Source organism: Candidatus Accumulibacter contiguus (genome assembly GCF_012940005.1).
In the GTDB taxonomy this organism is placed as follows: domain Bacteria; phylum Pseudomonadota; class Gammaproteobacteria; order Burkholderiales; family Rhodocyclaceae; genus Accumulibacter; species Accumulibacter contiguus.
Genome location: NZ_SPMX01000053.1, coordinates 64,617 through 71,160 on the forward strand (window position 1 = coordinate 64,617; position 6,544 = coordinate 71,160).

The following is a 6,544-nucleotide window of genomic DNA, read 5'->3' on the forward strand; positions in this document are numbered from 1 at the left end:
CCGTTGATCGCAACCCGCGGGGGCCGTGCGCGCATGAGTGCCGGCTCCCCAAAAGGAGAAGCAGGATGTCTGAATTGACACGTGAAGAAACCGAAGCCCTGATCCAGGAAGTACTCGAGGTCTATCCCGAGAAAGCCAGAAAGGACCGCGCCAAGCACCTCGCGGTCAACGACCAGTCGATCGAGCAATCGAAGAAGTGCATCACCTCCAACCGCAAGTCCCTGCCCGGCGTGATGACCGTCCGCGGCTGCGCCTACGCCGGTTCCAAGGGCGTCGTCTGGGGTCCGATCAAGGACATGATCCATGTCTCGCATGGTCCCATCGGCTGCGGCCAATATTCACGCGCCGGCCGACGCAACTACTATGTCGGCACCACCGGTGTCGACACCTTCGGCACGATGAACTTCACCTCCGACTTCCAGGAGAAGGACATCGTCTTCGGCGGCGACAAGAAGCTGGCCAAGCTGGTTGCCGAGATCGAGCAGTTGTTTCCGCTGCACAAGGGCATCTCGGTACAGTCCGAGTGCCCGATCGGCCTGATCGGCGACGACATCGAGGCGGTTTCGAAGAAAGCCGCCAAGGAGATGAACAAGCCCATCGTGCCGGTGCGCTGTGAAGGCTTCCGCGGCGTTTCGCAGTCGCTCGGCCACCACATCGCCAACGACTCGATCCGTGACTGGGTCCTCGACAAGCGCGATGGGCAGGGTTTTGACGCGACACCCTACGATGTTTCGATCATTGGCGACTACAACATCGGCGGTGACGCCTGGGCATCGCGCATCCTGATCGAGGAAATGGGCCTGCGCGTGGTTTCACAATGGTCCGGCGACGGCACCCTGGCGGAGATCGAGAAAACGCCCAAAGTCAAGCTCAACCTCCTGCACTGCTACCGCTCGATGAACTACATCAGCCGTCACATGGAGGAGAAGTATGGCATTCCGTGGCTGGAGTACAACTTCTTCGGACCGACCAAGATCGCCGAGTCGCTGCGCGCGATTGCCGCGCATTTCGACGACTCCATCAAGGAAGGTGCCGAGCGCGTGATCGCCAAATACCAGCCGATGATGGACGCGGTGATCGCCAGGTACAAGCCGCGCCTGCAGGGCAAGACGGTGATGCTCTATGTCGGCGGCCTGCGTCCGCGGCATGTCATCGGCGCTTACGAGGATCTCGGCATGCAGGTCATCGGTACCGGCTACGAGTTCGCGCATAACGACGATTATGACCGCACGATCAAGGAAATGGGCAACGCCACCCTGCTCTACGACGACGCCACCGGCTTCGAACTGGAGGAGTTCATCAAGCGCATGCAGCCCGACCTGGTTGGTTCCGGAATCAAGGAGAAGTACGTCTTCCAGAAAATGGGCATCCCGCTGCGCCAGATGCACTCCTGGGACTATTCCGGTCCGTACCACGGCTACGACGGCTTTGCCATCTTCGCCCGCGACATGGACATGGCAATCTCCAACCCGTGCTGGAGCAAGCAGACACCGCCGTGGAAGAAGCGGCCCGAAGTGCCTGAAGCAAGCGAGCTGAAGAAGGTCGCCTGAGAGAAATTTCCCTCAACTTGTGCTTGGCGTCCACAAATGGGTGGCGCCGGCAAAGGAGATGAAGATGCAAGCCGTAGATGATATCAAACCCTGCTATCCGCTGTTCCGCGACGACGATTACAAGACCTCGTTGAAGAACAAGCAGGAACTGTTCGAAGAACGCCATTCCCCGGAGAAGGTGCAGGAGGTTTTTCTCTGGACGACCACCCAGGAATATCAGGATCTGAATTTCAAGCGCGAGGCGCTGACCGTCGATCCGGCGAAGGCCTGTCAACCGCTCGGCGCCGTTCTCTGCGCGCTGGGTTTCGAGAAGACGCTGCCCTATGTACATGGTTCGCAGGGCTGCGTGTCCTATTTCCGCACCTATTTCAACCGCCACTTCAAGGAGCCGATCTGCTGCGTCTCGGATTCGATGACCGAAGATGCCGCGGTGTTCGGCGGCCAGAAGAACATGTTCGACGGTCTGGAAAACGCCAGGGCGATCTACAAGCCGGAGATGATCGCGGTCTCCACGACGTGCATGGCCGAGGTGATCGGCGACGACCTCAACGCCTTCATCAACAACGCCAAGAAGGAAGGGCATGTGCCGCAGGAATTTCCGGTGCCTTTTGCGCACACACCGTCCTTTGTCGGCTCGCATGTCACCGGCTGGGACAACATGTTCGAAGGCATCATCCGTTCCTTCACGCTGAACAGCATGGCCGACAAGGTGCCGGGCAAGAACGGCAAGCTCAACTTCGTTCCGGGCTTCGAGACCTATCTGGGCAACTTCCGTGTCATCAAGCGGATGATGGCCGAGATGGGGGTCGATGCGACGCTGCTCTCCGATCCGACCGAGGTGCTCGACACGCCCGCCGACGGCGAGTTCCGGATGTACGCCGGCGGCACCACGCAGGACGAGATCAAGGACGCCCCGAACGCCATCAGCACGCTCCTGCTGCAGCCCTTCCAGCTCGACAAGACGAGGAAGTTCGTCGAGAACACCTGGAACCATGAAGTGCCCAAGCTGAACATTCCGATGGGCGTGGACTGGACCGACGAATTCCTGATGAAGGTCTCCGAGCTGACCGGCAAGCCGATCCCCGAATCGCTGGCCAAGGAGCGCGGCCGCCTGGTCGACCTGATGTCGGACTCGCACGCCTGGCTGCACGGCAAGAAGTTCGCCCTCTACGGCGACCCCGATTTCGTAATGGGAATGGTCAAGATCCTGCTCGAATGTGGTGCCGAACCAACGCACGTCGTCAGTCACAACGGCACCAAGCGCTGGCTCAAGGCGATCGAGAAGCTGCTCGCCGAGAGCCCCTTCGGCACCCACGCCAAGGCCTACAGCGGCATCGACCTGTGGCATCTGCGCTCGCTGTGCTTCACCGACAAGCCGGATTTCCTGATCGGCAACAGCTACGGCAAGTTCATTCAGCGCGATACGCTGCACAAGGGCAAGGCCTTCGAGGTGCCGCTGATCCGCATCGGCTTCCCGCTCTTCGATCGTCATCATCTGCATCGCCAGACGACGATCGGCTACGAGGGTGCCATGCAGGTGGTGACGACGCTGGTCAATGCGGTACTCGATCGTCTCGACGAAGAGACGATGGGCATGGCGACTACGGACTACAACTTCGACCTGGTCCGCTAGGCACGCCAGGCACGTTCCACGGGAACGCTCCGCCGTTCCCGCCGCCAACCGCGAAGGAAAGTCTCATGGCCAACATCATGGTCCGCAAGGATGCCGCCGGCGCCTACTCGTTCTACCTGCCCAAGCGTGATCTGGAGGACGCCATCGTATCGATGGAGTTCGACACTTCCGAGAAGTGGGGCGGCGAGATCCGCCTCAACAATGGCGGCGCCTATTACATCGAACCGCAGGCCTTGCCTGCGCGTTTCCCGATCTCGCTGCGCGCCAGGCGACTGGACGCAGCCGAGTAAGAAATCCACGGAGAATCATCATGGCAATGAAAATCATCCAGGCCGAATGCACGTCGTGCGGCGACTGCAAGCCGGTCTGTCCCACCAGCTCGATCACCAGCAAAGCCGGCATCTACAAGATCAATGCCGACACCTGCAGCGAGTGCGAAGGCGAGCACGATTCGCCGCAGTGCCTCGACGCCTGCCCGGCGGGCGAGGCCTGCATCGTCTTTATCTAGCTTGCCCAGGGAGACGCTGATGTCGCAGTCGATTACCCGTGAAGCCGCCTTGCGCATCGCGCTCGCCGCGCGCGAGCTGGGTGATCTGTCGGTCGGGGAGCTGGTCTCGGCTCTGGTCTCAAGACTGGAGCTGCCACTGACCGAGGTCAAGCTCACCAGCATGACCGTGGCCGATCTGCAGGTTCTTCTGCAGGGTGATGAGGTCGTCGAAACGGATATTCCGAAAGATCGGCTCAAGCAGGCGGTTCGCCTGCTTTGGGGCGAAGGCCTTGTCCACAGCGATCTGCCGCCGCTGGCGGGCTACAGCGATGGCGACATGCCCGGCTCGATTCGCGTCGCCTGTGCCTCCAACCGTGAGGACTTGCTCGATGGGCATTTCGGCTCCTGCGAGCGCTTTCTCGTCTATCAGGTCTCGCCGGCCGAAGTGCGCCTGATCGGCGTGCGGCCGACACTCGAAGCGGATCACGCCGAAGATCGCAACGTCGCACGCGCGGCACTGATCGATGACTGCCAGATCGTTTATGTGCAATCGATCGGCGGTCCGGCGACGGCCAAGGTGGTGCGCGCCGGGGTACACCCGGTAAAAGTGGCAGGTGGAACGGCGCTGGCAACGCTGGCGCAGTTGCAGCAGGCCTTGCAGCATCCACCGCCCTGGCTGGCGCGGATCATGGGTGTCGAAGCCAGCTCGCTGGCGCGCTTCGCGGCGAATTTCGCTGCCGAGGACGCATGATTAGCGTGTCGGAGAACAGTCAATGAAGAGGGTATCGCGCTGGGACGAGCTGTCCCACCGGGTCGCCGAACTGTGTGTACGGATTCCCGCCACGGTCGGACCAGCGGTACTGGCCCGACAACTGGCGGTATTGGCACCCGATCTGGCGTTTCGCGAAGTCCTGTCGCGCGGCGGCTGGTATCGCCTGGGTGGCGTGGTCGATGCCGAGGGTGCCCATGTCGCCGACGATCTGGAAGCCTGGGCCGAGCGCGAGCTGGGCGCGCACGGTGACGACATGGCAGCACTATGCGACGACTATATCGACCGCGGCCTGCGCGCCACCCGCCTGACCGGACGAACGCATTATTTCGTCGCCGCCATCGGGTCCGGCGCAACAGACTTCGTTCAGCTCGAAATCGAGGAACTGCAGGAGATGATCTGTCATCCGTTGTTCACCGATGACAGTCTGCCTTCGGGAGTCGAGGAACTCGTCGATCCACGCCGTAGTCACGCCACCTGCGGTGCCGGCGCCCAGCCTTTGGGCGCACCTTTTCTGGCCATGCGACGGCTGATGCCGGTCGCCACCTTCCTTGCCCGCATGCGCCAGCAAAAGCCGGAAGCGCAACCGATCCATCGCTTCGTCGCCGCCTGGGAGGCAAGCAGCGCCGGCACGGCAACGCAATTCTCCAACCACTGGGTGATCGCCGTTCGCGAGCATCTCGACCGCTACCGGCAGGCCATCCTGCATGCCACGCCGGTGGCGGCGCTGAACGGCACGCCAGCAAAGTTTGTCGCCGCATTCGGCATGCGCGGCCTGCCTCTGCGTGATGCCATGCTGCGCTACGACAAGGCCATCGGTTACCCGATGGCCTGGTTCTTCCACATGCTGACGACCAAGAGCGCACCGCACACCCTGGCCAATGCCGTGATCGACGATGTGCAGGCCGGTTTTCATTACCTTCCTGATCGCGACGTGCAGGTGGTCAAGGAGTGGCTGTACCAGCCCTACGGCTTCTGATACGCTGCGCGCTGCGGCAAGTCGTTTGCCTGCCTGCGCCATCACTCATGGGCCAACTCTGCTTAACCAACATCCGGGGCGGCGCCAATGATCCGAGAAAACGAATACCATTATGCCGTTATGCTCAGGACGGTACGCCAGTGAAGACCGTACGATTTCTCCAGGAACAACCCATTTTCGGCGGCGTGGACGACCAGGCGATGCAGTCGATCATGCTGCTGATGCGTGAACTGAGTTTTGCCGCTACAGACATGATTGTTCAGGAGGGAGAAGACGGTGACTCCCTCTTCGTGATCTGCAGCGGCTCGGTTGAGGTCTTGAAAGCCTGCCCCACAGCGAACAGCGAGTTCGGAAAGCGCATCGCCGTCTTGAGGGTCGGTGATGTTTTCGGCGAGATGGAATTGATCGACTTGCAGCGCCGCTCGGCAACGGTGCGCGCACTTGAACCGGTGTCGGTGCTGGCATTGTCGAACGCCGATCTCTTCCAGATCTACGAGTCTGACCTGCCGACCTTTACACTGATTGTCCTGAACCTGGCCAGGGAACTGAGCCGTCGCCTGCGCAGCATCGACGATCTGGCGGTGCGCTACATGCCCACCAACAGTCGCCCAGACTCTTCGTGAGGACTCGCAGTCACCCCGCAGTCGCACCTTCCTTGATGTGAAAGTCGCGTCAGCGACTCAAGAATCTCCCCTCTCCACTCGCGGGAGAGCAACTGTGTTCCCAGTCAAGCTTTTTTTAGGCGCATTTTGCATGCTCTGGATTCCACGGAATACCCGATTTGACTATGGCGTTCATGATCGTCAGCATCTTGTGCATGCAAGCGACCAGCGCGACTTTTTTTGAGTTTTCCGTTAGCAAGCAAACGTTCATAAAAGGTCTTGATGACGGGGTTGTAACGTATGGCACTTAAGGCCGCCATGTATAAAGCGGTACGGACCGTCGCTCGACCACCCCAGGTGATGCGCTTACCCTTGTGGCGACCACTGTCCGCGTTTAATGGAGCGACTCCGACCAACTTGCCAATCTGCCGCATGGGTGAGTTGGCCCAACTCAGGCAATGCCCCCCATCAGACTCGCTTGCGTACACGGTCCGACCCCTTTGAAGCCTTTGAACAAAGCGAGC

Annotated in this window: 7 protein-coding genes and 1 pseudogene; 7 read left to right on the forward strand and 1 reads right to left on the reverse strand. The window is 60.7% G+C overall.

What is annotated here, in order from left to right:
• Positions 1-65 precede the first annotated feature (65 nt).
• From nifD to E4Q08_RS16685, 7 genes are all read left to right on the forward strand, one after another.
• Positions 66-1,550 carry a nitrogenase molybdenum-iron protein alpha chain gene (gene nifD, locus E4Q08_RS16655; RefSeq protein WP_169071200.1) on the forward strand — a complete coding sequence of 495 codons (1,485 nt, stop codon included), beginning with the start codon at positions 66-68 and terminating at the stop codon, positions 1,548-1,550.
• 64 nt (positions 1,551-1,614) lie between these two features.
• Positions 1,615-3,183, forward strand: coding sequence for a nitrogenase molybdenum-iron protein subunit beta (gene nifK, locus E4Q08_RS16660; RefSeq protein WP_169071201.1), 1,569 nt, complete (start codon positions 1,615-1,617; stop codon positions 3,181-3,183).
• 65 nt (positions 3,184-3,248) lie between these two features.
• Positions 3,249-3,473 (forward strand): putative nitrogen fixation protein NifT, encoded by a 225-nt coding sequence (gene nifT / locus E4Q08_RS16665; protein WP_169071202.1) that lies wholly within the window; start codon positions 3,249-3,251, stop codon positions 3,471-3,473.
• 20 nt (positions 3,474-3,493) lie between these two features.
• Positions 3,494-3,691, forward strand: coding sequence for a 4Fe-4S binding protein (locus E4Q08_RS16670; protein ID WP_169071203.1), 198 nt, complete (start codon positions 3,494-3,496; stop codon positions 3,689-3,691).
• 19 nt (positions 3,692-3,710) lie between these two features.
• Entirely contained in the window at positions 3,711-4,421 is a 711-nt protein-coding gene (locus E4Q08_RS16675) for a dinitrogenase iron-molybdenum cofactor biosynthesis protein (protein WP_169071204.1), read from the forward strand.
• A 22-nt stretch (positions 4,422-4,443) separates the two neighbouring features.
• Positions 4,444-5,418: a hypothetical protein gene (locus E4Q08_RS16680; RefSeq protein ID WP_169071205.1), complete on the forward strand. Its 975-nt coding sequence runs from the start codon at positions 4,444-4,446 to the stop codon at positions 5,416-5,418.
• 140 nt (positions 5,419-5,558) lie between these two features.
• Complete coding sequence (locus tag E4Q08_RS16685) at positions 5,559-6,041, forward strand: cyclic nucleotide-binding domain-containing protein (RefSeq protein ID WP_169071206.1); 483 nt, start codon at positions 5,559-5,561, stop codon at positions 6,039-6,041.
• A gap of 115 nt (positions 6,042-6,156) precedes the next feature.
• Here the strand turns inward: E4Q08_RS16685 and E4Q08_RS16690 are convergent.
• Positions 6,157-6,544: pseudogene (locus E4Q08_RS16690) on the reverse strand (transposase); the annotation flags it as partial.

Excerpts from the sequence above, each read along its gene's own strand:
- E4Q08_RS16675 (WP_169071204.1), top strand. The coding sequence starts at position 3,711 with ATGTCGCAGTCGATTACCCGTGAAGCCGCCTTGCGCATCGCGCTCGCC.
- E4Q08_RS16670 (WP_169071203.1), top strand. The coding sequence starts at position 3,494 with ATGGCAATGAAAATCATCCAGGCCGAATGCACGTCGTGCGGCGACTGC.
- E4Q08_RS16680 (WP_169071205.1), top strand. The coding sequence starts at position 4,444 with ATGAAGAGGGTATCGCGCTGGGACGAGCTGTCCCACCGGGTCGCCGAA.
- nifK (WP_169071201.1), top strand. The coding sequence starts at position 1,615 with ATGCAAGCCGTAGATGATATCAAACCCTGCTATCCGCTGTTCCGCGAC.
- nifT (WP_169071202.1), top strand. The coding sequence starts at position 3,249 with ATGGCCAACATCATGGTCCGCAAGGATGCCGCCGGCGCCTACTCGTTC.
- nifD (WP_169071200.1), top strand. The coding sequence starts at position 66 with ATGTCTGAATTGACACGTGAAGAAACCGAAGCCCTGATCCAGGAAGTA.